General features: G+C 54.7%; 24 protein-coding genes and 1 other annotated feature. Of the genes, 6 read left to right on the forward strand and 18 right to left on the reverse strand.

Features of this window, described 5'->3' with window-relative positions:
• Positions 1-115: 115 nt before the first annotated feature.
• Positions 116-1,261 carry a molecular chaperone DnaJ gene (dnaJ, locus tag AM410_RS03555; RefSeq protein WP_020882543.1) on the reverse strand — a complete coding sequence of 382 codons (1,146 nt, stop codon included), beginning with the start codon at positions 1,259-1,261 and terminating at the stop codon, positions 116-118.
• A gap of 87 nt (positions 1,262-1,348) precedes the next feature.
• Positions 1,349-3,262, reverse strand: coding sequence for a molecular chaperone DnaK (gene dnaK / locus AM410_RS03560; RefSeq protein ID WP_014168568.1), 1,914 nt, complete (start codon positions 3,260-3,262; stop codon positions 1,349-1,351).
• A gap of 297 nt (positions 3,263-3,559) precedes the next feature.
• On the opposite strand from dnaK, the gene satP reads away from it, so the two are divergent.
• Complete coding sequence (gene satP, locus AM410_RS03565) at positions 3,560-4,126, forward strand: acetate uptake transporter (RefSeq protein WP_020882542.1); 567 nt, start codon at positions 3,560-3,562, stop codon at positions 4,124-4,126.
• Here satP and AM410_RS03570 read toward each other — a convergent pair.
• The 3 genes from AM410_RS03570 to tal form a co-directional block, all read right to left on the reverse strand.
• Complete coding sequence (locus tag AM410_RS03570) at positions 4,103-5,425, reverse strand: MFS transporter (RefSeq protein ID WP_068795223.1); 1,323 nt, start codon at positions 5,423-5,425, stop codon at positions 4,103-4,105. The genes satP and AM410_RS03570 overlap by 24 nt on opposite strands.
• Before the next feature lie 122 nt (positions 5,426-5,547).
• Complete coding sequence (mog, locus tag AM410_RS03575; protein WP_020882540.1) at positions 5,548-6,135, reverse strand: molybdopterin adenylyltransferase; 588 nt, start codon at positions 6,133-6,135, stop codon at positions 5,548-5,550.
• Positions 6,136-6,246: 111 nt separating this feature from the next.
• On the reverse strand, positions 6,247-7,200 hold the full coding sequence (gene tal / locus AM410_RS03580) for a transaldolase (RefSeq protein WP_014168563.1): 954 nt from the start codon (positions 7,198-7,200) through the stop codon (positions 6,247-6,249).
• Between the two features lie 262 nt (positions 7,201-7,462).
• Here tal and AM410_RS03585 point away from each other — a divergent pair, with 262 nt between their 5' ends.
• Together AM410_RS03585 and yaaA are read left to right on the forward strand one after the other, a co-directional pair.
• On the forward strand, positions 7,463-8,893 hold the full coding sequence (locus AM410_RS03585; RefSeq protein WP_032681687.1) for an alanine/glycine:cation symporter family protein: 1,431 nt from the start codon (positions 7,463-7,465) through the stop codon (positions 8,891-8,893).
• 66 nt (positions 8,894-8,959) lie between these two features.
• Positions 8,960-9,733, forward strand: a complete 774-nt coding sequence (yaaA, locus tag AM410_RS03590; protein ID WP_108647499.1) for a peroxide stress protein YaaA — start codon at positions 8,960-8,962, stop codon at positions 9,731-9,733.
• Between the two features lie 31 nt (positions 9,734-9,764).
• Here yaaA and AM410_RS03595 read toward each other — a convergent pair whose 3' ends face one another.
• The 7 genes from AM410_RS03595 to yjjY form a co-directional block, all read right to left on the reverse strand.
• Positions 9,765-10,064: a DUF2502 domain-containing protein gene (locus AM410_RS03595; RefSeq protein WP_020882537.1), complete on the reverse strand. Its 300-nt coding sequence runs from the start codon at positions 10,062-10,064 to the stop codon at positions 9,765-9,767.
• A 211-nt stretch (positions 10,065-10,275) separates the two neighbouring features.
• Positions 10,276-11,562 (reverse strand): threonine synthase, encoded by a 1,287-nt coding sequence (thrC, locus tag AM410_RS03600; RefSeq protein ID WP_020882536.1) that lies wholly within the window; start codon positions 11,560-11,562, stop codon positions 10,276-10,278.
• 3 nt (positions 11,563-11,565) lie between these two features.
• Positions 11,566-12,495, reverse strand: coding sequence for a homoserine kinase (thrB, locus tag AM410_RS03605; RefSeq protein ID WP_014168558.1), 930 nt, complete (start codon positions 12,493-12,495; stop codon positions 11,566-11,568).
• A 1-nt stretch (position 12,496) separates the two neighbouring features.
• Entirely contained in the window at positions 12,497-14,959 is a 2,463-nt protein-coding gene (gene thrA, locus AM410_RS03610; RefSeq protein ID WP_059306843.1) for a bifunctional aspartate kinase/homoserine dehydrogenase I, read from the reverse strand.
• A gap of 24 nt (positions 14,960-14,983) precedes the next feature.
• Positions 14,984-15,101: a sequence feature (Thr leader region), on the reverse strand.
• The gene (gene thrL, locus AM410_RS03615; protein ID WP_015572623.1) at positions 15,040-15,108 is read right to left on the reverse strand and encodes a thr operon leader peptide; all 69 of its coding nucleotides are present in this window, start codon (positions 15,106-15,108) and stop codon (positions 15,040-15,042) included. Its footprint overlaps the feature before it by 62 nt.
• A gap of 211 nt (positions 15,109-15,319) precedes the next feature.
• Positions 15,320-16,006 carry a tRNA/rRNA methyltransferase gene (locus AM410_RS03620; protein ID WP_032679596.1) on the reverse strand — a complete coding sequence of 229 codons (687 nt, stop codon included), beginning with the start codon at positions 16,004-16,006 and terminating at the stop codon, positions 15,320-15,322.
• A 399-nt stretch (positions 16,007-16,405) separates the two neighbouring features.
• On the reverse strand, positions 16,406-16,546 hold the full coding sequence (gene yjjY / locus AM410_RS03625; protein WP_001541509.1) for a protein YjjY: 141 nt from the start codon (positions 16,544-16,546) through the stop codon (positions 16,406-16,408).
• A 95-nt stretch (positions 16,547-16,641) separates the two neighbouring features.
• Here yjjY and arcA point away from each other — a divergent pair, with 95 nt between their 5' ends.
• A complete protein-coding gene (gene arcA, locus AM410_RS03630; protein WP_003856501.1) occupies positions 16,642-17,358 on the forward strand; it encodes a two-component system response regulator ArcA in 717 nt (238 codons plus the stop codon).
• 43 nt (positions 17,359-17,401) lie between these two features.
• Here arcA and creD read toward each other — a convergent pair whose 3' ends face one another.
• The 4 genes from creD to creA are packed head-to-tail and all read right to left on the reverse strand — an operon-like array spanning position 17,402 to position 21,409.
• A complete protein-coding gene (gene creD, locus AM410_RS03635) occupies positions 17,402-18,754 on the reverse strand; it encodes a cell envelope integrity protein CreD (protein WP_014168555.1) in 1,353 nt (450 codons plus the stop codon).
• 56 nt (positions 18,755-18,810) lie between these two features.
• The gene (gene creC, locus AM410_RS03640; protein WP_073397145.1) at positions 18,811-20,235 is read right to left on the reverse strand and encodes a two-component system sensor histidine kinase CreC; all 1,425 of its coding nucleotides are present in this window, start codon (positions 20,233-20,235) and stop codon (positions 18,811-18,813) included.
• On the reverse strand, positions 20,235-20,924 hold the full coding sequence (gene creB / locus AM410_RS03645; RefSeq protein WP_014168553.1) for a two-component system response regulator CreB: 690 nt from the start codon (positions 20,922-20,924) through the stop codon (positions 20,235-20,237). The genes creC and creB overlap by 1 nt, the downstream gene beginning before the upstream one ends.
• Before the next feature lie 14 nt (positions 20,925-20,938).
• Positions 20,939-21,409, reverse strand: coding sequence for a protein CreA (creA, locus tag AM410_RS03650; RefSeq protein WP_014168552.1), 471 nt, complete (start codon positions 21,407-21,409; stop codon positions 20,939-20,941).
• Positions 21,410-21,620: 211 nt separating this feature from the next.
• Here creA and robA point away from each other — a divergent pair, with 211 nt between their 5' ends.
• Positions 21,621-22,490 carry an MDR efflux pump AcrAB transcriptional activator RobA gene (gene robA / locus AM410_RS03655; RefSeq protein WP_014168551.1) on the forward strand — a complete coding sequence of 290 codons (870 nt, stop codon included), beginning with the start codon at positions 21,621-21,623 and terminating at the stop codon, positions 22,488-22,490.
• On the opposite strand, the gene gpmB is transcribed toward robA, so the two are convergent.
• Positions 22,487-23,134, reverse strand: coding sequence for a 2,3-diphosphoglycerate-dependent phosphoglycerate mutase GpmB (gene gpmB / locus AM410_RS03660; protein WP_014168550.1), 648 nt, complete (start codon positions 23,132-23,134; stop codon positions 22,487-22,489). The genes robA and gpmB overlap by 4 nt on opposite strands.
• A gap of 50 nt (positions 23,135-23,184) precedes the next feature.
• Between gpmB and yjjX the strand changes: the two genes are divergently transcribed.
• Complete coding sequence (gene yjjX / locus AM410_RS03665; protein ID WP_014168549.1) at positions 23,185-23,700, forward strand: inosine/xanthosine triphosphatase; 516 nt, start codon at positions 23,185-23,187, stop codon at positions 23,698-23,700.
• On the opposite strand, the gene trpR is transcribed toward yjjX, so the two are convergent.
• Positions 23,691-24,020 (reverse strand): trp operon repressor, encoded by a 330-nt coding sequence (gene trpR, locus AM410_RS03670; RefSeq protein WP_020885267.1) that lies wholly within the window; start codon positions 24,018-24,020, stop codon positions 23,691-23,693. The genes yjjX and trpR overlap by 10 nt on opposite strands.
• Between the last annotated feature and the right edge of the window lie 33 nt (positions 24,021-24,053).

Raw genomic sequence — 24,053 nt, forward strand, 5'->3', positions numbered from 1 at the left:
AGATTAATGTTGAGTATATATTCAGTTTTACCGAATGATAGCCATGAGGACAGCTACAAAAAGAAAAAGCCCGAAATCGCTTCCGGGCTTTTTGAGATGAACACCAGCTAACGGATCAGCGGGTCAAATCGTCGAAGAATTTTTTGACGCCATCGAAGAAGCTTTTGGAGCGCGGGCTGTTTTTCTCACCCGTCGGGCCGCCAAAACTTTCCTGCAGCTCTTTCAGCAGCTGTTTCTGCTTGTCGTTCAGGCCAACCGGGGTTTCAACCACCACGCGGCACAGCAGGTCGCCCTGCGCACCACCGCGAACGGATTTAACACCTTTACCACGCATGCGGAACAGCTTGCCGGTCTGGGTTTCGCCTGGAACCTTCAGATTGACGCGACCATCAAGCGTTGGCACTTCAATTTCGCCACCGAGTGCCGCCATGGCGAAGTTGATGGGCACTTCACAGTACAGGTTGTTGCCTTCACGCTCAAAGATGGCGTGCTGCTTGACCTGAACCTGAACGTACAGATCGCCTGCCGGTGCACCGTGCTCGCCGGCCTCACCTTCACCTGCCAGACGGATACGGTCGCCCGTGTCCACGCCTGCCGGGATTTTAACGGACAGCGTCTTGGTTTTCTCAACGCGACCATGACCGTGGCATTTTGTGCAGGGGTCTTTAATCAGCGTACCGCGACCATGACAGTGCGGACACGCCTGCTGCACGGCGAAGAAGCCCTGACGCATCTGCACCTGACCGGAACCGTGACAGGTTGGACAGGTTTGCGGCTGGGTGCCTGCTTTCGCGCCGCTGCCGTGGCAAACGTCACACTCTTCCAGCGTCGGAATACGGATCTCTTTGGTGACGCCACGTACGGCCTCTTCCAGCGTCAGATCCATGTTGTAGCGCAGGTCGGCGCCGCGCGCCGCGCGCTGACGGCCACGACCGCCGCCAAAAATGTCGCCGAAAACATCGCCAAAGATATCGCTGAAGTCAGCGCCGCCGCCAAAGCCGCCGCCACCGAATCCACCGCCGCCCATGCCGCCTTGTTCGAAGGCTGCGTGGCCGTACTGGTCATAGGCCGCACGTTTCTGTGCATCGGTCAGGACTTCGTAGGCTTCTTTGATCTCTTTAAATTTGGCTTCAGCCTCTTTGTCACCCTGGTTGCGGTCCGGGTGGAATTTCATGGCCAGGCGCTTATACGCCTTTTTGATTTCACGCTCTTCCGCAGTTTTCGGAACGCCTAAAATCTCGTAATAGTCTTGCTTTGCCATTGGTTTTTTTAAGCCCCTTAACATGCGAGCACGGGCGTGGAGAGTTCTCCTACGCCCGTGCCGATTAATTACCCTGCATCAGGGCGATTATTTTTTGTCTTTCACTTCTTCGAACTCAGCGTCGACAACGTCGTCGTCTTTCGCGTTGTTCTGAGAAGCGTCAGCGCCAGCCTGCTGTTGGGCGTGCTGCTGCTGAGCGATTTCCATCAGCTTCTGAGAAGCCTGTGCCAGCTCCTGCATCTTCGCTTCGATATCCGCTTTGTCTTCGCCTTTCAGAGACGTTTCCAGCGCGCTCAGTGCAGCTTCGATAGCCGTTTTGTCTTCAGCTGGCAGTTTATCGCCGGCTTCTTCAACCTGCTTACGGGTGCTGTGCAGCAGATGGTCGCCCTGGTTGCGGGTCTGAACCAGCTCTTCGAACTTACGGTCAGATTCCGCGTTCGCTTCTGCTTCACGAACCATTTTCTGGATCTCTTCTTCGTTCAGACCGGAAGAGGCCTTAATGGTGATCTTCTGCTCTTTACCGCTGTTTTTGTCTTTCGCGGAAACGTGCAGGATACCGTCAGCATCGATATCGAAGGTTACTTCGATCTGCGGCATACCGCGTGGCGCCGGGTTGATGCCATCCAGGTTGAACTGACCCAGTGACTTGTTATCCGCCGCACGCTTACGCTCACCCTGCAGCACATGGATGGTTACTGCAGACTGGTTGTCTTCAGCAGTAGAGAACACCTGGCTGTGCTTAGTAGGGATAGTGGTGTTTTTGGTGATAAGCGCCGTCATCACACCGCCCATGGTTTCGATACCCAGAGACAGCGGGGTAACGTCCAGCAGCAGAACGTCTTTCACATCACCCGTCAACACACCACCCTGAACGGCAGCACCGATAGCCACTGCTTCGTCCGGGTTAACGTCTTTACGTGGCTCTTTACCAAAGAATTCAGCCACTTTCTTCTGAACCATTGGCATACGGGTCTGGCCACCGACGAGGATAACGTCGTTGATATCAGACACGGACAGTCCAGCATCCTGCAGAGCGACTTTCAGTGGCTCGATGGAACGGTTCACCAGGTCTTCTACCAGGCTTTCCAGTTTCGCACGGGTCACTTTAATGTTCATGTGTTTAGGACCGGTCGCGTCTGCAGTGATATACGGCAGGTTCACGTCGGTCTGCTGAGCGGAAGACAGTTCGATCTTCGCTTTCTCAGCGGCTTCTTTCAGGCGCTGCATTGCCAGCGGGTCGTTACGCAGGTCAATGCCCTGATCTTTCTTAAACTCGTCAACGAGGTAGTTGATCAGACGGGTATCGAAGTCTTCACCACCCAGGTGGGTATCACCGTTGGTTGCCAGAACTTCGAAGGTTTTTTCGCCATCAACTTCGTCGATTTCGATAATAGAGATATCGAAAGTACCACCACCCAGGTCGTAAACCGCGATAGTACGGTTGCCAACTTCTTTATCCAGACCGTAAGCCAGTGCCGCTGCGGTTGGTTCGTTGATGATACGTTTTACTTCCAGACCTGCAATACGGCCAGCATCTTTCGTTGCCTGACGCTGAGCATCGTTGAAGTAAGCAGGAACGGTGATAACAGCTTCAGTTACCGGTTCACCCAGGTAATCTTCTGCGGTTTTCTTCATTTTTTTCAGCACTTCCGCAGAGATCTGCGGTGGTGCCGTTTTGGTGCCTTTCACATCAAGCCATGCATCGCCGTTATCTGCTGCGATGATTTTGTAAGGCATGATAGAAACGTCACGCTGAACTTCTTCGTCCTGGAAGCGGCGGCCAATCAGGCGTTTAATCGCAAACAGGGTATTTTGCGGGTTTGTCACTGCCTGACGTTTAGCCGGCTGACCAACCAGAGTTTCACCATCCTGGGTATAAGCAATGATAGAAGGCGTGGTGCGATCGCCCTCGGCGTTCTCCAGCACGCGTGCGGTAGTGCCATCCATAATCGCTACACAAGAGTTGGTAGTACCCAGGTCGATACCAATAATTTTACCCATCTAAACGTCTCCACTTAAAATTCAGTCAACATGTGGTTGTGTACCTGTAATAAGGGCAGAACGTGCTTTTTCAACTGCCCACAATTGATTTTTTTCAGGTCCACACACTGCGGTTGACTACAAGATGGGGTCGCGCCAGCGTCCATCAAGGGGGAACGGTAAAAAAAATTTTTAATTTCACCCTGATGAGATCATAGACGGCATTGATTGCGCCCATTATGATGCCGCGCCCCGTCAGGGAGAACTGACGCGGGTTTAACCATTTCACCATATTAATGATGATTTTTTTGAGGACTTATGGGCAACACTAAGTTGGCTAATCCGGCTCCGCTGGGCCTGATGGGTTTTGGCATGACCACTATCCTGCTGAACCTGCACAACATCGGGATGTTCCCGATGGATGGCATTATCCTGGCGATGGGCATTTTTTACGGCGGTATCGCGCAAATCTTCGCGGGCCTGCTGGAATATAAGAAAGGCAACACCTTCGGCTTAACCGCATTTACCTCTTATGGTTCTTTCTGGCTGACCCTGGTCGCGATCCTGCTGATGCCTAAAATGGGCCTGGCAGACGCGGCAAACGCACATTTCCTGGGCGTTTACCTTGGTCTGTGGGGCGTCTTCACGCTGTTTATGTTCTTCGGCACCCTGAAAGGTAACCGCGCACTGCAGTTTGTTTTCCTGAGCCTGACCGTGCTGTTCGCCCTGCTGGCGATCGGCCACCTCGTGGATAACGAAAGCATCGTGCATATTGCCGGCTGGATTGGTCTGGTGTGCGGCGCAAGCGCTATCTACCTGGCAATGGGTGAAGTGCTGAACGAGCAGTTTGACCGCACCATTCTACCGATTGGTGAAAAACACTGATCCATCTGTCGTGTCCGCCTCGCGGGCACGACATCCCTGTTTCTGCCGAAGCCAAATGCCTAACACCAGCCCCATCACCGACAGCGCGAGCACATACCAGGCGGGTGCCATCGGGGATACTCCCATCAACACCGTGACCGCAATCGGCGTCAGCCCGCCAAAGATGGCGTAAGAGACGTTATAGGAAAAAGAGATCCCGGTGAAGCGGACCTCTGGCGGAAAAGCTCGCACCATCACATACGGCACTGCACCGACAACCCCCACGCACAGCCCGACCGTACCGTAGAGCAGGAACAGCTGTTGAGGATGGCTGCCTGCCAGGTGGTAAAACGCCCAGCTCGACGCAGCCAGCAGCAGGCTGCCGATGATGAAAGTCAGGCCGGCACCGATACGATCAACGGCCAGCCCCGCGGCCAGACAGCCAAAGCAGAGCATAATGGTGGCGATACTGTTTGCCTGCAACGTTACCGCCGGCGCAAAACCGTACTGCTTTTGCAGCCATACCGGAGACATTAAGATAACGACCACGATGCCCGCCGACAGCAGCCAGGTGAGCAGCATCGACACCACAACTGCGCTTCGGTGGCGCACCACCACGGCTTTTACCGGCAACTCCTGCGCCAGCGCCTTGCGCTGCTGCATCTCAAGGAAAATGGGTGTCTCCTGCAGCCAGCGGCGAAGATACATCGCCACCAGGCCAAACGCCCCGCCGAGCAGGAACGGTACGCGCCATCCCCAGTCGTGAACCGCCTGTTGCGTCATGCTGGTATTCACGATAGTGGCCACCACTGAACCGAGGAGGATACCGACAGTCAGCCCCGCCGTTAAGGTTCCACAGGCGATGCCGATGCGGCGCGCCGGCACATGCTCCGCCACAAACACCCAGGCCCCCGGCACTTCGCCGCCAATTGCCGCCCCCTGAAGAATGCGCATCAGCAACAACAGCAGCGGAGCAACAATGCCCATTGAGGCGTAAGTGGGCAGCAGACCAATGGCCAGCGTCGGCACGGCCATCAGTAAAATGCTGAGCGTGAACATCTTCTTACGCCCGACCAGGTCACCAAAGTGGGCCATCACAATGCCACCCAGCGGTCGCGCCAGATACCCGGCGGCAAAAATGCCGAAGGTTTGCACCTGGCGCAACCACTCCGGGATATCTGCCGGGAAGAAAAGCTCCCCCACCACGGCGGCGAAGAAGACGAAGATGATAAAGTCGTAAAACTCCAGCGCACCGCCTAAAGCCGCGAGCGTGAGGGTTTTATAGTCCTGTCGATTCAGAGGTCGGGTGTTATGTGACATAGCGAACCATTTGTCTTGTGTTGTGGATTTATTTTTACAGCAAACGTAAAGAAAAAATTACTATACCGTAAAACCCTTACCACGCTACCGTCGCTTCAGCTAATGTCACATATTGATTAATTTCAGGAGATTGTCTCGCGACGGGCGTTTTTCGGACGAAAAGCTGCTACCACTTTCTCATCGGTCTCCACATACGGGCCGTCAAGTAACTGTATACAATACGGTACACTTGCAAAAATCCCGTGCACGATCACGCTGCCATCTTCCGCTTTCAGTCCTTCAAGCGTCTCTTTGATGGACTTCGGCTGGCCCGGCAAATTCAGAATCAATGCCTGCTTGCGGATCACCCCGACCTGACGGGAGAGGATCGCCGTCGGGACAAAGTGTAGACTGATCTGGCGCATCTGCTCACCGAAGCCAGGCATCTCACGATCGGCAACCGCCAGCGTGGCATCCGGAGTGACGTCCCGGCGCGCAGGTCCGGTGCCTCCCGTGGTCAATACCAGGTGGCAGCTCATCTCATCCACCAGCTCACAGAGTGTCTGTTCGATAATTGGCTGCTCGTCAGGGATCAGGCGGGTCTGGATCTCAAAGGGGGTTGTCAACGCACTGCCCAGCCATTCTTCCAGCGCGGGGATGCCTTTATCCTGATAAACACCGCTGGAGGCGCGGTCAGAAATCGACACTAAGCCGATGCGTAAGGTATTCATATCCATTCCATTCAAAAAAGTACTGATTAAAGGGAATGATACACGCAGAGGGGAAATTCAGACAGAGTACGAAAGAAGTAGCGTGACCGGGAACCCGGTCACGCAGAATGATTACAGCAGGTCGCCGATCATTTTTTCCAGTTTTTCCTGGTCGATAGCAAACTTACGGATACCGTCCGCCAGTTTATCTACAGCCATTGGATCCTGGTTATGCTGCCACAGGAACTCAGATTCAGTGATGCGCTCCGGACGCGCTTTCACTTCACCGGTGTAGGACAGTTTACGCTCGATAGCACCTTCGCTTTCAGCCAGCTCTTTCAGCAGTGCCGGGGCGATGGTCAGGCGGTCACAGCCAGCCAGTTCGATGATTTCACCTACGTTACGGAAGCTTGCGCCCATCACCACAGTCTCATAACCGTGCTGTTTGTAGTATTCGTAGATTTCGGTCACGGAAACGACGCCTGGATCTTCAGATGCCGCGTACTCTTTCTTATCCGTGTTGGCTTTGTACCAGTCCAGAATACGGCCAACGAATGGAGAAATCAGGTATACGCCGGCTTCCGCACATGCACGCGCCTGTGCGAAGGAGAACAGCAGCGTCAGGTTACAGTTGATACCGTCTTTTTCCAGCTGTTCAGCTGCACGAATACCCTGCCAGGTTGACGCCAGTTTGATCAGGATGCGGTCATTGCTGATGCCAGCATCGTTGTACATTTTGATCAGACGTTTTGCTTTGGCGATAGACGCTTCGGTGTCGTAGGAGAGACGTGCGTCAACTTCGGTAGAGATGCGGCCAGGAACCAGTTTCAGAATTTCCAGACCAATGTTCACGGCCAGTTTATCAGTGGCATCAACAACCTGCTGCGCGCGGTCGTTGCTCTGTGCTTTCGCCCAGGTCACTGCGTCGTCAATCAGTTTGCGATACTCAGGGATCTGTGCGGCGTTAAGGATCAGAGAAGGGTTGGTGGTGGCATCCTGCGGCTGGTACAGCTTCATTGCCGCGATATCTCCGGTGTCAGCTACGACAGTGGTGAACTGACGAAGGGAGGTCAATTTATCCGTCATGATAGTGTTTCTCTTTTAACGTGCCCTGGATAATTCACGCTACCGACAGCATGCCTGCAGCGGAAAAATGACAGGTTTACTTGTTAGGGGGATGTAACCGGTCTGCCCTGATGATAACACGACGGAGGGGTAGCGCAACCGCAGACAGTGCGCTTAGACAGAGTATGATAAACTCAGAATATTAACAGGCTGCTAAGTAACAGCATGTCCAATCAGTGGTAGCGCTTACATATTCATTTTGGCATCAACAAGAGGGACGTTAATGCCTGATTTCCTTTTCTTTATTAATGAAGTCCTTTGGGGTTCGATAATGATATACCTGCTGCTGGGTGCAGGTATTTGGTTTACGCTACGCAGCGGGTTTATCCAGTTTCGTTATATTCGCAAATTTGGCAGAAGTCTGAAAAACAGCGTCACGCCCCAGCCGGGCGGATTAACCTCTTTCCAGGCCCTCTGCACCAGCATTGCCGCACGCCTCGGCAGCGGTAATATGGCAGGGGTAGCACTGGCCATCAGCGCCGGTGGCCCGGGCGCCGTTTTCTGGATGTGGGTCACGGCGCTTATCGGGATGGCCACCTCCTTTGCCGAAAGCGCCCTCGCCCAACTCTACAAAGAAAAAGATAAAAACGGACAGTTTCGCGGCGGCCCGGCCTGGTACATGGCGCGTGGCTTAGGAATGCGCTGGATGGGCGTGCTGTTTTCGCTGTTTTTACTGCTCGCGTACGGTCTGATTTTTAATACCGTTCAGGCGAATTCTGTCGCCCATGCCTTGCGCTATGCCTTTGCGTGTCCGGAGTGGATCACCGGGCTTGTTTTAGCCCTCTGTATCCTGCTGACCATTTCGACCGGCCTAAAAGGTGTCGCCCGCCTGATGCAGTGGCTGGTGCCTGTCATGGCGCTGCTATGGGTTGCCGCCAGCCTGTTCGTCGCCGCACGGCATATCGAGCAGGTGCCGGAAGTGATTGCAACCATCTTCAAAAGCGCATTTGGCTGGCGCGAGGCGGCATCGGGCGCACTGGGCTATACCTTCAGCCAGGCGCTGATGTCGGGCTTTCAGCGCGGAATGTTCTCCAATGAAGCCGGTATGGGATCAACGCCCAATGCCGCAGCCGCCGCCGCGTCCTGGCCGCCCCACCCGGCGGCACAAGGCATTGTTCAGATGATTGGCGTTTTTACGGACACCATTATTATCTGTTCCGCCAGCGCCATGATCCTGCTGCTGGCCGGCCCGGTACCTCACTCATCGGAAACAGCCGGCATACAACTGCTTCAGCAGGCACTGGTGAATCTGACGGGCGGCTGGGGAGCCGGGTTTGTCTCGCTCATCCTGCTGTTATTCGCCTTCAGCTCGATTGTTGTGAATTACCTCTACGCCGAAAATAACCTTATTTTCCTGAAAGTGGACTCCCGCCGTATGATCACGCTGCTGCGCCTCGGGGTGATACTGATGGTGTTAGCAGGTTCACTGCTCAGCATGCCGCTGGTCTGGCAACTGGCGGATGTCTTTATGGCGCTCATGGCCATTACTAACCTGACGGCGATCCTGCTGCTCTCACCCGTGGTTACGCTTATCGCACGGGACTATCTTCGTCAGCGCAAACTGGGCGTACCGCCGGTCTTTGATGCCTCGCGTTATCCCGACATCCAGGCGCAAATTGCGCCCGGCACCTGGGATGATTTGCCACGGCAATAACAGCTATCGATCAATTGAGGGCGATTTTTTGCTAAAGTCGCTCTAAATTTCCTGCAAGGACTGGATATGCTGATTCTGATTTCACCTGCTAAAACGCTCGATTACCAGAGCCCGCTCGCCACCGAGCGCTATACCCGGCCTGAACTGCTGGACTATTCGCAACAGCTGATTCACATCGCGCGTAAGCTCTCTGCGCCACAAATTGCCTCGCTGATGAGCATCAGCGACAAACTGGCGGATCTTAACGCGACCCGTTTCCACGAGTGGCACCCGGACTTCACGCCGAACAATGCCCGCCAGGCGCTTCTGGCGTTTAAAGGTGATGTGTATACCGGCCTGCAGGCGGAAGATTTTAGCGAAGCCGATTTCGACTTCGCCCAGCAGCATCTGCGCATGTTGTCAGGTCTGTACGGCGTGCTGCGCCCGTTGGACCTGATGCAGCCGTATCGTCTGGAGATGGGTATCCGCCTGGAAAACCCTAAAGGCAAAGATCTGTACCATTTCTGGGGCGATATCATCACCGACAAACTGAACGCTGCGCTGCGTGCTCAGGGCGATAATGTGGTGATCAATCTGGCCTCCGATGAATACTACAAATCGGTGAAGCCGAAAAAGCTGGATGCGGAAATTATCAAGCCCGTTTTCCTCGATGAGAAAAACGGCAAGTTCAAGGTCATCAGCTTCTACGCCAAAAAAGCGCGTGGGTTGATGAGCCGCTACATCATTCAGAACCGCCTGACGAAGCCGGAGCAACTGACCGGCTTCAACAGCGAAGGCTACTTCTTCGATGAAGAAGCGTCAGGGAAAGGCGAACTGGTGTTTAAGCGCCACGAGCAGTAAAACAAACCCCGCCAGATGGCGGGGTTTTGCATTAATGGTGTTTCCAGTCCGGGCCAGGACGCGGGTCGTCGTGACGATCGTGATGGTGGTCATCATGATGACGATCGTGATGCTCGTCATGTGGGCGCCAGTGATTATCGCGCCAGTCATAGTGAGCCTTCCACCAGTCATGGTCGCGCCAGCGGCCACCATCCCAGTAGTGACCACGATTATCCTGATCGCCAATCTGCAGTTTTACCGCAGGGACGAGGGTGATTTCAGAGGCCTGAACCGCCATCGGAGCGACCAGCATCATTGAAAGCACCAGCAGAGCAGGTTTCAGTTTAGACATAGGTGACTCCTTATTCATTTACCCGATGTGGGCCGATGTAAGGAGAATACGTGAGGAGGACGGGGGATGTTATTCTCTGCAATCCTAATCGCTAAGTGACCGCATTTATTGGGAATTTCTGCTTTTTTACTGCTATTTTTCTCCTTAATTTCTCCATAAAAAAAGCCGGGTAAGTTTCACCTTACCCGGCCTGCATAGGGTGACAGAACCGTTATCCGCGCGTCATCATCAACTTACGCAGCGCGGCGAAATCCGCGGGCAGTTCATGCGAAAGCAGCGGCAGGTCCGCACGCTCGGCCAGCTCTTTTGGCAGCGGCAGTGTTTCACCCAGAATCACTTCCACGCTCTCTTTGAACTTCGCCGGATGAGCCGTTCCCAGGAACAGGCCATACTCCCCCGGATTCAACTGATCGCGCAGCGCACGGTAGGCGATCGCCGCATGCGGTTCAGAGGTGTACCCCACCGCTTTCAGCTCACGCAGGGTGGCTTTGGTGGTTTCATCCGTCACCGCGGCGTAACCCAGATCGCCCAGACGCCAGACCTTACGGCGGAACAGCTCTTCCACACGCGGCCAGTTGTTCGGCTGGCTTACGTCCATCGCATTCGAAAGCGTCGCCTGCGTGGCGTTCGGCGCCCATTTACCGTCTTTCAGGAAGCGCGGCACGGTGTCGTTGGCGTTGGTGGCGGCGATAAAGCGTTTTACCGGCAGGCCGAGCGATTTCGCCAGCAGGCCCGCCGTCAGGTCACCAAAGTTGCCGCTTGGTACGGAGACGACCAGCTGATTGCGCGCCTCCTGTGGCAGCTGTGCAACCGCTTCGAAGTAGTAGCAAATCTGCGCCAGCAGACGGCTGATGTTAATGGAGTTCGCCGAGTTCAGACCCAGCGCCACTTTCAGCTCTTCATCATCGAAGGCCTGCTTGACCAGCGCCTGACAGGCATCGAAATCGCCGTCAATCGCCACGGTTTCAATGTTGCCCCCGAGCGTACAGAACAGTTTTTCCTGCAGCGGACTGATTTTGCCTTTCGGGTAGAGGATCACCACGCGAACGTTCTTCAGACCATAGAACGCATGGGCAACGGCCGCACCGGTATCACCGGAGGTCGCTGTCAGAATCGTTACCGGTTTGTCGCCGCTGATGTGGGTCAGCATCTGCGCCATAAAGCGGCCACCGAAGTCTTTAAACGCCAGGGTTGGACCGTGGAACAGCTCAAGGCAGCCGACATCCGGCTCAACCTGCTTAACCGGTGCCGGGAAAGCGAACGCTGCACGCACGCGCTCTTCCAGCAGTTCCTGCGGGATTTCATCGCCGATAAAGGCAGAGAGAATTTTAGTGCTGCGGGTGACAAAGTCCTGCTTCAGCAGTTCATCAATGTCGGTCAGTTGAAATTCCGGCAGGTCATGGGGGAAGAACAGCCCCTGATTTTTGCCCAGTCCCTGAGTCACCGCCTGCGCGAAGCTGACCTGCTCGTTATGATCTTTAAGGTTGTAGAGTTTCATTCGTTATCCCAGTACTCGTGCGCCAGCCGTGTCCAGACGGCAAATATGAACAAAGCCTTCCTGATTTTGCAGGTAGTGTTTAGAGAGCCAGTCCGCCACGCGCTGCGCCGTGTCTGGCTTATCGCACAGGGCGAACAGCGTCGGGCCGGAGCCGGAGATACCGCACGCCAGTGCGCCGGTATCCATTGACGCCTGTCGCGCCTCGTTAAAGCCAGGCAGCAGCTTAGTGCGGTACGGCTCGGCGATAACGTCTTTCATTAATTTTGCTGCCAGCTGCGGCTGACGTGTGTAGCAGGCGTGTATAAAGCCGGCCAGATGACGTCCGTGAGCGATACAGTCCTGACGACGATACTGCGCAGGCAGGATCGCACGCGCTTCAGCGGTAGATACCTTAATGCCGGGATAGGCCAGCACCCACAGCCACTCATCAAACCCTGGCACCTGCTGGCTGATGATGCCATTTTCTTCAATCATCAACTGCATACCGCCGAGGAAGCAGGGGGCGACGTTGTCATAATGAATGCTGCCGGAGATGCGCCCTTCCAGCTCGCCCATTAACCCGAGCAGACGGTTATTATTCAGTGGCTTGCCGCAGTGCTCATTCATGGCCACCAGTCCGGCGACCACGGAGCAGGCGCTGGAACCCAGACCAGAGCCAATCGGCATACTTTTTTCCAGCGTCATGGCGACCGGCACATTTTTGCCGATCTCCTGACAGAACCGCTCCCAGCACTGATAAACGATATTCTCGCGCGGGTCTGTCGGCAGTTTGCTGGCGAAGCGGCCCACGTTATTCAGGCTAAAGCTCTCTGCCGCTTCAACCGTTACCGTATCGCCCAGCAGCGAACCATCCACCGGCGTCACCGCCGCACCCAGCACATCAAATCCGACGCTCATATTGGCGCTGGAAGCCGGGGCATAAACTTTCACCATGTTAAACTCCTAACTTCCATGACAGGGTACGCAGCAAATCGGCAAATACACCCGCCGCGGTAACATCATTCCCTGCGCCATAGCCGCGAAGCACCAGCGGCAGTGGCTGATAATAGTGGCTGTAAAACGCGAGGGCGTTTTCGCCGTTTTTTACTTTGAACAGCGGGTCGTTGCCATCCACTTCAGCAATCTTCACGCGGCACATACCATCGTCTTCAATATTGCCAACATAGCGCAATACCTTACCTTCATCACGGGCTTTCGCAACACGTGCGGCAAAGGCGTCGTCTAGCTGCGCTAAATTGGCCATAAAGGTGTTCACGTCACCGCTGTCGTCAAACCCGGCAGGCAGAACAGGCTCAATCACAATATCGGAAAGCTCCAGCTCACGGCCCGTTTCACGCACCAGTATGAGCAACTTACGCGCCACATCCATACCGGAGAGATCGTCTCGCGGATCCGGCTCGGTGTACCCCAGTTCACGCGCGGCACGGGTCGCTTCCGACAGGCTCATGCCCTCATCCAGCTTGCCGAAGATAAACGACAGCGAGCCGGAAAGAATGCCGGAGAAACGCTGCAGTTCATCCCCCGCGTTCAGCAGGTTTTGCAGGTTCTCGATCACCGGCAGGCCCGCGCCCACGTTGGTGTCGTAGAGGAACTTACGCCGTGACTTGCTCGCCGCCAGACGCAGCTGGTGATAGTAATCCATCGACGAGGTGTTGGCCTTTTTGTTTGGCGTCACCACGTGGAAACCTTCGCGCAGGAAATCGGCGTACTGATCGGCCACCGCCTGGTTCGAGGTACAATCGACAATGACCGGGTTAAGCAGGTGATACTCTTTCACCAGACGGATTAACCGGCCCAGATTAAAGGGCTCTTTGGCATCATTCAGCTCAGTCTGCCAGTTTTCCAGGTTCAGACCATGAACGTTGGTCAGCAGCGCTTTTGAGTTCGCGATACCGCACACGCGCAGATCAATGTGCTTTTTCTTCAACCACTCCTGCTGACGCTTCACCTGCTCCAGCAGCGCGCCACCCACACCGCCCACGCCAATCAGGAACAGCTCGATCACCTGATCGGTGTTGAACAGCATCTGATGAACCACGCGAACGCCGGTTGTCGCATCGTCGTTGTCAACGACCACCGAGATTGAACGCTCAGATGACCCCTGGGCAATGGCCACAATGTTGATGTTGGCCCTGGCCAGCGCGGCAAAGAATTTGGCCGAGATACCGCGCAGCGTACGCATACCGTCGCCCACCACCGAGATAACCGCCAGGCGTTCCTGGATAGAAAGCGGCTCGAGCAGCTCTTCTTTCAGCTCAAGGTAAAACTCTTCTTCCAGCGCACGACGGGCGCGCAGGCAATCCCCCTGCGGTACGCAGAAGCTGATGCTGTATTCAGAAGAGGACTGAGTGATCAGCACAACCGAGATACCGTTGCGGGACATGGCCGCGAAAACGCGGGCCGCCATACCGACCATGCCTTTCATTCCCGGGCCGGAAACGCTGAACATGGCCATATTGTTCAGGTTAGAAATGCCTTTCACCGGCAGGCCGTCTTCATCGGTACTGGCACCAATCAGCGTGCCTGGCGCTTGCGGGTTACCGGTGTTTTTAATCAGGCAAGGGATCTGGAACTGGGCAATGGGAGAGATGGTGCGAGGGTGAAGAACTTTAGCGCCGAAGTAGGAAAGCTCCATCGCTTCCTGGTATGACATCGACTTCAGCAGCCTGGCGTCCGGCACCTGGCGCGGATCGCAGGTGTATACACCGTCGACGTCAGTCCAGATCTCACAACAGTCGGCGCGCAAACAGGCTGCCAGCACGGCAGCAGAGTAGTCGGAGCCGTTACGGCCCAGTACGACAAGTTCACCCTTCTCGTTTCCGGCGGTGAAGCCCGCCATCAGGATCATATGGTCAGACGGAATTTTGCTCGCGGCAATGCGACGGGTTGATTCGGCTATATCAACGGTAGACTCGAGGTAGTGACCCACTGCCAGCAGTTTTTCAACGGGATCGATAACCGACACATTGTGGCCACGCGCTTCCAGCAGGCCCGCCATGATGGCAATCGACAATTTTTCACCACGGCAGATTAACGCCGCGTTGATGCTATCCGGGCACTGACCTAAAAGGCTGATACCGTGCAGCACGTGTTTGATTTGGGCGAACTCTTGATCAACAAAGGATTTCAGCTGTGCGAGCGGGAAACCCGGCTGCGCCTCCGCCAGTCCCTGCAGCAGCTCAGCGAAGATACGCTCGGCGTCGCTCAAGTTCGGGAGTGCATCCTGGCCACCGATGGTCTTTTCAATCATCGCCACCAGGTGGTTGGTGATTTTTGCCGGGGCAGAGAGCACGGTCGCGACCTGCCCCTGCCTGGCGTTGCTCTCCAGGATATCGGCAACACGCAGAAAACGTTCTGCATTTGCCACTGATGTACCGCCGAACTTCAACACTCGCATGGTTCTACCTCGTTTCCTTTAGCCGAAAAAAAAGCCCGCACTGTTTGGGTGCGGGCTTTTTTCTGTTTTTCCTGTACGCGTCAGCCCGCATCATTTCCTGTGGTAATGATGATGGTTGTTGTAATGGTGGTGATGCTGATGCGTTTCATGGATGTTGTGTACTCTGTCATTATTATCTGTCTGTGCTGTATTCTTTTAGGGTTAAAGGATTGGGCACCTTAAGTCAATGAATTTTTAATTTGATCACAATTCGGGACGCTCTCACGTCCCGCTGCTTGCAGATTTATTTTCATCCGATTCCCCCAGACGCAACCCATCCGGACAGACGGATGCGCCATAGTAAAAACTTATGACAGCATTTTACTCGGCCAATTTTTTTTCAATATCATGCAGCAAACGGTGCAACATTGCCGTGTCTCGCTGCTCAAGACGCCCAAGTCGCTGATGCAGCCAGTCCGCCATTTTTTGATCTTCCGCGACACCGAGTTGTAATAACAGATGGTCAACGCGAGCGCGCAGTGCGGCCAGCTGGTTTTCATCTGCCCCTTCAGCCTGGGGTTGAGGAATTTGTATTAGGGAGGCTAATTGATAGCAATACACCATTACCGCCTGGCCTAAATTCAGCGACGGATAATCCGCCACCATCGGCGCACCGGTCAGGACGTCCGCCAACGCCAGCTCCTCGTTCGTCAGACCGGAATCTTCCCGCCCAAAGACCAGCGCGGCCTTCGTCAGCCACTGGCTTTTCTCCGTTAACATCGGCACCAGTTCCGCCGGCGTGGCGTAATAGTGGAACTTTGCCCGGCTGCGTGCCGTGGTCGCCACGGTAAAAGAAATGTCGTGCAGCGCAGCGGCGAGCGTGTCGTAAGTGGTTATATTATCGAGAATATCCCCTGAACCGTGCGCCACCCAACGGGCCGCGGGCTCGAGGTGCGCCTGGCTGTCCACGATGCGAAGATCGGTAAACCCCATGGTCTTCATGGCACGCGCCGCAGCGCCTATATTTTCGGCTCTGGCTGGGGCGACCAGTACAATCGACAGATGCATTTATGCTCTCTTTTTAATCAGTTAGCGGGTAAAAATGTGATGCACTTCAACATATTACGCGGCGCGAATTTACAAAAATGCAACACAAATCACCGAAATAGCGTTTCAGAACAAATTAAAAACGCTAAACTATTTTGTGGCTGAACAATCAGTTAGAATGTTAACAGAAGGCTATTATCCTTATGTTTTATAATGGTAATGACCTCATGAATACTCTTTTCTGATTGGATTCGTATCGTTTATAAATCAAGGTACGCAACTAGTTGGTTTATTGAAAAATTGTGACAAAGGCTAGCATTCGGCTACGATGATTTCATCAAACTGTTAACGTGCTACAATTGAACTTGATATATGTCAACGAAGCGTAGTTTTATTGGGTGTCTGGTGTCACTTAGCCTGTTATGTTGCTGTTAAAATGGTTAGGATGACAGCCGTTTTTGACACTGTCGGGTCCAAAGGGAAAGTACCCACGACCAAGCTAATGATGTTGTTGACGTTGATGGAAAGTGCATCAAGAACGCAATTACGTACTTTAGTCACGTTAGGCCGGTCATGTTAATTTGCGACATGCATCAGGCAGGTCAGGGACTTTTGTACTTCCTGTTTCGATTTAGTTGGCAATTTAGGTAGCAAACATGCAGACCCCGCACATTCTTATCGTTGAAGACGAGTTGGTAACACGCAACACGTTAAAGAGCATTTTCGAAGCAGAAGGCTACGATGTCTTTGAAGCGACCGATGGCGCAGAGATGCATCAGATCCTTTCTGAAAATGATATCAACCTGGTGATCATGGATATCAACCTGCCGGGCAAAAACGGCCTTCTTCTGGCGCGCGAACTGCGTGAACAGGCGAACGTCGCGTTAATGTTCCTGACAGGCCGTGATAACGAAGTTGATAAAATCCTTGGCCTGGAAATCGGTGCGGATGACTACATCACTAAACCGTTTAATCCACGCGAGTTAACCATTCGTGCACGCAACCTGCTGTCCCGCACCATGAACCTGGGCACGGTCAGCGAAGAGCGTCGTAGCGTAGACAGCTACAAGTTCAACGGCTGGGAACTTGATATCAATAGCCGTTCACTGATTAGCCCGAACGGTGAGCAGTATAAACTGCCGCGCAGTGAATTCCGCGCGATGCTGCACTTCTGTGAAAATCCGGGCAAAATTCAGTCCCGTGCAGAACTGCTGAAGAAAATGACCGGCCGTGAGCTGAAGCCGCACGACCGTACCGTAGACGTGACCATCCGTCGTATCCGTAAACATTTCGAATCTACGCCTGATACGCCGGAAATTATCGCCACTATTCACGGTGAAGGTTATCGTTTCTGCGGCGACCTGCAGGAGTAATCCGGCAACTGAAGTAAAAAAAACGGCGCTTTCGCGCCGTTTTTTATTTCCAGACTCGCATCGTATCCGCATCAGGTTCAACGGGGGGGACGGGACGCTTCGGCTGAGAGAGCGAATACCAGTCAAGGTGACGCGTCAGGTACATGACCGCAAACAGTGCCATCGCCAGTACGGCAGCTCCCAGCAGCAACGCGCTGTCCTCAGAACGCAGCAGGAACCACATCACGACATCCAGCCCCAGCAGCGCCAGAATAAACACCCCGCTTCGCCTCCAGCTTTTCAGTACCGCCTGCAGGTACACACCATTCATCATCGCGCCGACAAGGCTTGCAATAATCCAGGCCGGCGTAAACCCGACATGCTCAGACAGGGCAAGTAAGACGAGATAGAAGAGGACCAGCGACAACCCCACCAGCAGATACTGCATTGGGTGCAGACGCAATCCGGTGAGGGTTTCGAACACGAAGAAGGCCATAAACGTCAGGGCAATCAGTAAAATAGCGTACTTGATCGCGCGGTCTGTCAGCTGGTACTGATCCGCTGGCGTGGCAACCGTCACGCTAAAGGCCGGGATAGAACTCCACTCTGGTGACTCGCCCTCGGCGAACCAGCTTTGCATGTTGTTAGCAAACCAGCTGCTCTGCCAGTTTGCCTGGAAACCAGACTCGCTAATCTGATGTTTAACAGGCAAGTAATATCCCATAAATCCCGGGTGCGGCCAGTTACTGCTCAGCGTCATTTCGCTGTTACGCCCGACTGGCACCACCGCAAAACTGCCCGTCCCCGCCAGGTTAAACGACATATCAAGGGCGAGCGTTTTCGGCTCAAGGGCTTTATCACTCAGCGGAATATGAATACCGGCAAGTGTGCCATACACGCCGGTTCCCGGTTCTACGCTGAGCGTCTCACCGTTGATTTTTGCGACCTTCACCGTACCAATGCCCCGGGCATCACCCACGCCAATCACCAGGAATGGCTGCCCCAGCGTCATGGTTTCGCCCTTCAGCTGCGCCATTTTCTCCGTCGAAAACTGCGCTTTTATTTTGAGATCGGTGTTCCAGATTTGCCCGTCATAGATACCGATGCTTCTGGACTCCACGCGCTGATTTCCCTCAACGAGCAGAGATTCCGGCAGGATAAAGTGCAGGTAGCTTTTTTTGTATTCGACCTTTTTCTCATCCTCAAGTTTGTAAAAAACCTCGGTGACAGGAATGGCAATCAGCGGTCCTACCAGCTTTTGCGGCCCGCTGGTGCTTTGGCGAAGCGAGTGTTCAACATCGTTACGGTAGCTCTCACGCTCCGAAATCAGGTTACTGACCATAAAGAGCGGGACTAACAACAGCAGAATGCACCCCAGCAGGGTGCTTACTTTCCAGAACAGGGGGGATTTCATCATTACGTCTCCTTTGTGATGTGGAGAGCGTACCGGGGCTATGTGGGGCCAGTTTGAAGTTATGTGAAGTGACGGTGAAGTGTCAGCGTGGCTTTCACGCCGCCTTCTGGTTGGTTATGCAGAGCAATGTCCCCCTGATGCAGACGCGCCACCTCCTGCACGAATGCCAGACCCAGCCCGCTGCTTTTCAACCCGTTCTCGCGAGGGAGCGAGTAAAAACGTTCAAAAATACGCGCCATGGCATAGTCCGGGATCCCGCTTCCGCTGTCGCTTACGGTAAGCCGGATCTCGGTTGGCGTCTCCTCGGCAGCCAGCTGAAGCGTCCCGCCCTGCGGAGTAAAATCGATGGCGTTATCCAGCAAATTGCCCAGCGCCTGTTCAAGCAGCTCGGGGTCGCCCTGCACCTGCAGCGAAGTGGGCTGGCAGGTCAGGATGATATTTTTCGCCGTGATAACGGCGGAGCGTGAATCCGCAAGCCGTGAAAACAGCGTGCTGATACTCACGCTCACCGGCTCTATCTCTACCCGGTTTTCAAGACGCGCCTGAGAGAGCAGTTTTTCCACCAGCGACTGCATACGCGCGTTTTGCACCAGAATATTATCGATAAACCGCGCGGCCACCGCCGGCGGTGGCTGCTCATTAAGGATCTCTGCCGCGCCGCGGATTGCCGCCAGCGGGCTTTTGAGTTCGTGAGTAAGCGCATGCACATAATGCTCGATGTAATTCTTACCCTCGAGGCGAATGCGCATATTTTCCAGCGCCTGCGCCAGCTTTCGTAGCTCACTGCTGCCGGGGTTAGGCAGCGGGAGAGGCGTGTCCGTGGTCACCGCATCGGCATAGCGCGACAATCTGCCAATGGAACGATTGATCCATCCCGCCACCAGCAGACCAATCAGCAGGGCAATCCCGAGCAGTGCCCCACCCGCCCACAGGATCCGCCGCTCGCTACGGTGAATAACCGGTGCCATGGCGCTGTTAGGTTTTCCGACCGACAGCACGCCGATAATGTTGCCCCTGTCCATTACCGGTGCGGCAACATACATCACCGTACTTTCCGGATCGTCAGGGTTGCTCTGGGTGCTGCGCGCGCCATATTCCCCGCGAAGCGTCAGCCAGACGTCATTCCAGCGGGAGTAGTCTTTTCCTACCGCCAGGCCCGCCGAATCAAACACCACTTTGCCCGTGGCATCGGTCATGTAGACGTGGTACTCGTTGCGGACTTTATGAATGCCGCCAATGTTGGCGCGAAACGGCCGCTGATGGAGCCGTGAAAAGGCCTGCGCCAGCTGGCCCTCCTGCGAATTGCCTGCGAGCAGGTCGTCTCGCCCCACTTCCGCCAGCAGGGTCGCGGTGTCAATCAGCGTGCCTTCGGTGGCTCTGCGCACGCCGGGCTTAACCTCCTGCACGAAGATAGACAGTACAAACCACGCGGCGATAGCGACAATCAGGAAATAGCCCAGCAGCAGACGCATGCCAATACGCATTAATAAAGCCCCAGACTGTAACCCATCCCGCGATGGGTACTGATGGGCGAAAGCCCGTCATTGACCGCGCGCAGCTTGGCGCGCAAGGTTTTGATATGCGTATCCACGGTACGATCGAAGCTATCGCCGTCTTCGCCCCACACTTTGTCCATAAGCTGCTGGCGAGAAAAGACCCGGCCCGGCGCCTGCAGCAATGTTTTGAGCAGCAGGAACTCGTAGCGCGTGAGCGGTAAAGGCTCCCCATACCAGCTGATTCTGGCGGCGGGTTCATTCAGTTCAAACTGCCCGATACGCACGATCTCGGCAGGGGCGGTGGATTTTTGTAACCGCCGTAGAATAGTCCTCACCCGGGCACAGACTTCACGCGGGGAGAAGGGTTTGGCGACATAATCATCCGCGCCCATCTCCAGTCCGAGCAGCTTATCCACCTCGTCACTTCGCGCCGTCAGGAACAGGATCGGCAGTGACGGATGCTGCGCCAGAAGCTGACGGCAGAGTTCAAAGCCGCTGATGTCAGGCAACCCGACATCCAGAATCGCCAGCGCGGGGACCTGCCGCCGCGCCTCTTCCAGTACCGGTAACCCACGCCCGAAAGCCTTCACCGCAAACCCCTCCTGCTGAAGCATGTAGAGTAGCGTGTCGGCGATACTGATTTCGTCCTCAACCAGCCAGACCAGAGGTTGCTGCATGATTCATCCCTGAATTAGTGCCATGGCATGATCGGCACGGCGCTGATGGCGTTTTTCGGTGAGCCTTCAACCACTTTGTCGGAATAGGCCAGATAGGCGAGCGTGTTGCGTTTGGCGTCATAAAAACGCACCACCTGCAGCTTTTTAAACACCAGCGAGGTCCGTTTCTGGAAAACCACGTCGCCCTGCGCTTTGCCGTTTTTGATTTTGTCACTCAGCTCCACAGGGCCGACCTGCTGGCAGGAGATAGCCGCATCAGAGGTATCTTCAGCCAGCCCAAGCCCGCCTTTAATGCCCCCGGTTTTCGCCCGACTAACGTAGCAGGTGACGTTTTTCACGTCCGGATCATCAAACGCCTCCACCACAATCTTGTGGTCCGGGCCGAACACTTTGAAAACGGTATCGACAGAACCAATCTGTTCCGCCTGCGCGGCGTGCCCCACCGTCAACATCAGGGCAGTGAAGATCAAAGTCTTGTATTTCATATTGTTACCATTTTTAAGAATTACGCTGAGCGATTATTCAACACTGTAGACAAAAATGTAGCAAGATCACAGGATTAGAATATATTCACCCAAAACGAGGAACAAAAGGCATTAATGCGCAAAAAAAACACTGAATGCTAAAACATCAAAAAATGCTATTATCCGCTAACCTGTTATCAGGCACCTGCTGTTTTAAGGATGAGGATAGTATATGGATCAGGCTGGAATTATTCGCGACCTGCTCACCTGGCTGGAAGGTCATCTCGACCAGCCTTTGTCACTGGATAATGTGGCGGCTAAAGCAGGCTATTCCAAGTGGCATCTGCAAAGGATGTTCAAGGATGTCACCGGTCATGCTATCGGGGCCTATATCCGCGCACGTCGTCTGTCAAAATCAGCGGTGGCATTACGCCTGACCGCGCGGCCGATTCTGGATATTGCACTGCAATATCGTTTCGACTCGCAGCAAACCTTTACCCGCGCCTTTAAAAAACAGTTCTCGTTAACGCCAGCGCTCTATCGCCGCTCGCCTGACTGGAGCTCGTTTGGCATGCGTCCGCCGCTGCGTCTGGGCGAGTTTGCAATGCCGAAATATGAATTTATCACCCTGCCAGAAACGCACCTGATTGGTACGACGCAAAGCTACTCATGTTCGCTGGAGCAGATTTCCGAATTCCGTCATCAGATGCGCGTTCAGTTCTGGCGCGACTTCCTGAGCCATGCACCGGCGATCCCGCCCATCCTGTATGGTCTCAACGAAACGCACCCAAGCCAGGAAAAAGACGACGAGCAGGAGGTGTTCTACACCACCGCGTTAACGCCAGAGCTGGCGAATGGCTATATTCAGGGTTCAAAGCCCGTGGTGCTGGAAGGCGGCGAATACGTGATGTTCGCTTATGAAGGGCTGGGAACGGGTGTACAGGAATTTATCCTGACCGTTTACGGAACCTGCATGCCAATGCTGAACCTGAATCGCCGTAAAGGTCAGGATATTGAGCGCTACTATCCGGCAAGCGATGCTAAACCGGAAGAAGGCCCAATCAATCTGCGTATGGAATTCTTAATTCCGATACGTCGTTAACGCTGAAGTTCGTCAAGTGCAGGGGCATCAAGATGCGAAATGTCCCCTGCCATCTCTACGACCCAACCTGACGCCAGCCACGCGCTTTCCTGATAGTCGATACGGGAAATAGAGCAGTTGCGCAGACGCAAACGGCGTTCTGCATACGCAGGTAACCCCAGAATCGTGCTCACCAGGCAGCCCAACGCAATACCGTGACTCACCAGCAGCGGACGGCTCCCGGCCGGAAGCTTCAGGCATTCCGCCAGCGCGGCATGCATGCGCACGCTCAGCTCCTGCATGGATTCGCCTTCCGGAATACGGCCATCTTCGGTGCCGTTGACCAGCGTGCGACGCCAGCCCTCTTCCGTTTCCGTCAGCGTATCGATATGCCGTTTTTCCAGCACGCCCATATCCAGCTCGCGCAGACGCGGCTCGATCATGACATCACAACCACAGGCATCGGCAATGATGCGCGCCGTCTGCTGTGTGCGACCTAAGTCGCTGGTGATAACATGCGTAATGCCCAGCGTTCTGGCGCGTTCTGCCACCTGCCACGCCTGCTGCACACCCTTTTCAGTAAGAGGACTGTCTGACTGGCCTTGAATACGTCGCTCGGCGTTCCACTGCGTCTCACCGTGGCGAACAAGGTATACCTGTAACATGCTTTTTTTCCGTTATACTGCGATGAGTTTTTTTTGAATCGAGCTTAATTATGCACCATGTTGTCTCTGCTACCACCAATCCTGCCAAAATTCAGGCAATTCTAAGGGCATTCGAAGAGATTTTCGGCGAAGGATCCTGCCATATTGATGCCATCGGCGTCGAGAGCGGCGTGCCTGAACAGCCGTTTGGCAGCGAGGAAACGCGCGCTGGCGCACGAAATCGCGTGGCAAACGCCAGGGCTGCCGCACCGGATGCTGACTTCTGGGTGGCAATTGAAGCGGGTATCGACGAAGGCGCGACGTTCAGCTGGGTGGTCATCGAGAACCGTGAACAGCGTGGAGAAGCGCGTTCAGCAACTCTGCCGCTGCCAAAAATCATTCTGGAAAAAGTGTCCGCGGGTGAAGCGCTCGGGCCGGTGATGTCTCAGTACACCGGCATCGATGAAATTGGCCGCAAAGAAGGCGCGATTGGCGTCTTTACCGCTGGCGCACTAACGCGTTCAGGCGTTTACCACCAGGCGGTGATTCTGGCCCTGAGCCCGTTCCATAACGCGATTTATCGCTGAGCGCCCAGCAGCACAGACTCCAGCCACTGACGCAACTCCACCGGCGCGGATTTCAGGCTGTTCGATCCGCGGGTGATCGTCGCGATACCCGCGCCCAGCTCATTTTTAAGCTCACGCTGGCTCATCTCACCGCGCAACAGCTCTTCGATGATCCGCACGCGTGTGCCCAGAGCTTCACGCTCATCCGGCGTCAGCATCAGCTGCAATAAAGGCAAATGCAGATCCTGGTCGTAAGACTGGCGGAGCAACTCCACAAAACGAAGCCACTCCTGATGACGTTGTTCGGCCATTGCCGAGGAATACGGGGAATGCTGGGTCATGTTATGCCGCCTGTTGTACTCATTAACGAGTAC

It is taken from the genome of Enterobacter cloacae complex sp. FDA-CDC-AR_0164, from assembly GCF_003071645.1.
GTDB lineage: Bacteria > Pseudomonadota > Gammaproteobacteria > Enterobacterales > Enterobacteriaceae > Enterobacter > Enterobacter ludwigii.

Coding starts and splice junctions, on each gene's coding strand:
- mog (WP_020882540.1), bottom strand. CDS start 6,135: ATGAATACCTTACGCATCGGCTTAGTGTCGATTTCTGACCGCGCCTCC.
- dnaK (WP_014168568.1), bottom strand. CDS start 3,262: ATGGGTAAAATTATTGGTATCGACCTGGGTACTACCAACTCTTGTGTA.
- AM410_RS03570 (WP_068795223.1), bottom strand. CDS start 5,425: ATGTCACATAACACCCGACCTCTGAATCGACAGGACTATAAAACCCTC.
- arcA (WP_003856501.1), top strand. CDS start 16,642: ATGCAGACCCCGCACATTCTTATCGTTGAAGACGAGTTGGTAACACGC.
- thrC (WP_020882536.1), bottom strand. CDS start 11,562: ATGAAACTCTACAACCTTAAAGATCATAACGAGCAGGTCAGCTTCGCG.
- gpmB (WP_014168550.1), bottom strand. CDS start 23,134: ATGTTACAGGTATACCTTGTTCGCCACGGTGAGACGCAGTGGAACGCC.
- creB (WP_014168553.1), bottom strand. CDS start 20,924: ATGCAGCAACCTCTGGTCTGGCTGGTTGAGGACGAAATCAGTATCGCC.
- AM410_RS03620 (WP_032679596.1), bottom strand. CDS start 16,006: ATGCATCTGTCGATTGTACTGGTCGCCCCAGCCAGAGCCGAAAATATA.
- trpR (WP_020885267.1), bottom strand. CDS start 24,020: ATGACCCAGCATTCCCCGTATTCCTCGGCAATGGCCGAACAACGTCAT.
- creC (WP_073397145.1), bottom strand. CDS start 20,235: ATGCGTATTGGCATGCGTCTGCTGCTGGGCTATTTCCTGATTGTCGCT.
- robA (WP_014168551.1), top strand. CDS start 21,621: ATGGATCAGGCTGGAATTATTCGCGACCTGCTCACCTGGCTGGAAGGT.
- creA (WP_014168552.1), bottom strand. CDS start 21,409: ATGAAATACAAGACTTTGATCTTCACTGCCCTGATGTTGACGGTGGGG.
- tal (WP_014168563.1), bottom strand. CDS start 7,200: ATGACGGATAAATTGACCTCCCTTCGTCAGTTCACCACTGTCGTAGCT.
- AM410_RS03585 (WP_032681687.1), top strand. CDS start 7,463: ATGCCTGATTTCCTTTTCTTTATTAATGAAGTCCTTTGGGGTTCGATA.
- thrA (WP_059306843.1), bottom strand. CDS start 14,959: ATGCGAGTGTTGAAGTTCGGCGGTACATCAGTGGCAAATGCAGAACGT.
- yaaA (WP_108647499.1), top strand. CDS start 8,960: ATGCTGATTCTGATTTCACCTGCTAAAACGCTCGATTACCAGAGCCCG.
- satP (WP_020882542.1), top strand. CDS start 3,560: ATGGGCAACACTAAGTTGGCTAATCCGGCTCCGCTGGGCCTGATGGGT.
- creD (WP_014168555.1), bottom strand. CDS start 18,754: ATGATGAAATCCCCCCTGTTCTGGAAAGTAAGCACCCTGCTGGGGTGC.
- thrB (WP_014168558.1), bottom strand. CDS start 12,495: ATGGTGAAAGTTTATGCCCCGGCTTCCAGCGCCAATATGAGCGTCGGA.
- yjjX (WP_014168549.1), top strand. CDS start 23,185: ATGCACCATGTTGTCTCTGCTACCACCAATCCTGCCAAAATTCAGGCA.
- AM410_RS03595 (WP_020882537.1), bottom strand. CDS start 10,064: ATGTCTAAACTGAAACCTGCTCTGCTGGTGCTTTCAATGATGCTGGTC.
- dnaJ (WP_020882543.1), bottom strand. CDS start 1,261: ATGGCAAAGCAAGACTATTACGAGATTTTAGGCGTTCCGAAAACTGCG.